Raw genomic sequence first — 1,818 nt, 5'->3', positions numbered from 1 at the left:
ACGGGCGCGGGGTTGGTGACCGACACGGTGCGGGTCGTGCCGGTCCCGCACGCGAGCGTGGTGCAGCTCTGCGCCCGCAGCGTGACGTCGCCGGCGAGGCCGTAGGTGCCGAGCTGGCCGGATGCGACGCCGCCCGAGGTGGCGATCTTCGTGGCGACCGTCGTGCCGTCGACGGAGAACCGCACGTTCGATGCCGCGCTCGTGGCAGAGACCGTCACGGTGCCGGAGAGCGCGGCGCCCTCGGCGGGCGCGGTGATGCTCGGGTTCACGAGGATCCGCGCGGCCGTCGCCGCCTGCACGAGACCATGGGCGTAGCCGCTGTTGGTCTTCGTGATCGGCTTCGTGGTCGAGGTCAGCGCGGCGCGCACCTCGGCCTCGGTGGCCGACGGGTTCGCGCTGCGCAGCACCGCCGCGATCCCGGCGACCAGAGGGCCGGAGAACGACGTGCCCTGCCAGACCGAGTAGCCGTCGACCATGCCGTCCTGGTCGTCGGCCACGGCCGGCAGCGCCACCGGGACGCCCTCGCCAGGTGCCGCGATGTCCACCCACGACCCGTACGTGCTCCAGCTCGCCTGCGTCGTCCCGGTGTTGGTGGTGGCGCCCACGGCGAGGACGCCCGCCAGCGCTGCCGGGTAGTGCGCGACGCTCGTGCCGTCGTTGCCCGCGGAGGCGACCACGACCACGTCGTTCGCGATGGCGTAGGCGACGGCGTCGCTCTCCGGCGCCGACGGCGTGCCGACGGCGCCGTAGCTCATGGAGATCACGTCGGCGCCGTGGTCCACGGCCCACCGGATGCCGGCGGCGGAGGTCAGGTCGGTGATCTCGCCCGCGTTGGCGTCGTCGCCGACCTGGACCAGCATGAGCCGGGCGAGCGGTGCGGCGCCGGCGATGCCCACGCCGTTGTTCGTCGCGGCCGCGGCCACGCTGGCCGCCGCCGTGCCGTGGCCAGGGACGGTGTCGGTGGGCGAGTCGGTGACGGTCGCGTTGCCGGCGACGACGTCCCACGTGGTGTCGATCTTGCTCGCGAGGTCGGGGTGCGTCACGTGGAACCCGCCGTCGAGCACCGCGATCGTGATGCCGGACCCCTGCGCGATGTCCCACGCGGTCGGCTCCTGCAGCGCCGTCATCATCGGAGCCTGCTGCGAGGCGTAGAGCGAGTCGTTGGGGACGTAGTCGGGGAAGCGGGGCTGGGCCACGACCACCTCGGCCACGCCGGGTAGGGCTGCGAGGCGGGCGCGGGTCGCGTCGGCCTCGGAGGTCGGCACCGTGACCGACGTCCAGCCCAGTGCAGCCAGCGGGCTGCTGGCCGGCGCCAGCTCGGCACCGAGCGAGCCTGCTGCGGCCCGGACGCCCGGGGTGGCCGAGGCGCGGGTGCTGCGGACGGCGAAGGTGGTGGTCGAGCGCCCCGACCGGGCCGAGACGAGCGCTCGGGCGTCGTCGCGGCCGACGGCGCCGCTGATGCGCAGGGGGGATACGGCGCGGTCCGGGACCTGGGGCGTCGGGTCGGCCGGCGCGGCGGCGGCCGGCCCCGAGCCGAGGGCCGCGGCGGCCAGGACGACGGCCCCGAGAACGGCGACGGGACGTGAGACAAGCATGTGGTGACCTCATCGGCGGCAGCCCGCCCTCGCGACGTCACCCCCGTGGCGCCACCTGCTTCCTATCACCGCGCAGTGAACGGTTCCCAACCCGCCGCGCAAATGTGACCGTACGGCCGAGCCGTGCCGCCGGGTCAGCCGGTGGGGTCGGCGGTCTCGAGGACGGCGGAGAACGCACCGATCACCGCGAGGCTCTCTTCGAGGCTCGCGCGGTGGATGCCGC

The 1,818-nt window shown here is 74.8% G+C and carries 1 protein-coding gene; it reads right to left on the bottom strand.

Going from position 1 to position 1,818, the window contains the following annotated elements; genetic code table 11:
• A partial coding sequence (locus tag ACFQGU_RS17295; RefSeq protein WP_386768945.1) for a S8 family serine peptidase occupies positions 1-1,595 on the bottom strand: 1,595 nt, incomplete at its 3' end.
• Positions 1,596-1,818: the final 223 nt, after the last annotated feature.

It is taken from the genome of Longivirga aurantiaca (genome assembly GCF_042660085.1).
Lineage (GTDB): Bacteria > Actinomycetota > Actinomycetes > S36-B12 > CAIYMF01 > Longivirga > Longivirga aurantiaca.
This window is presented reverse-complemented; position numbering and strand designations above follow the sequence as displayed.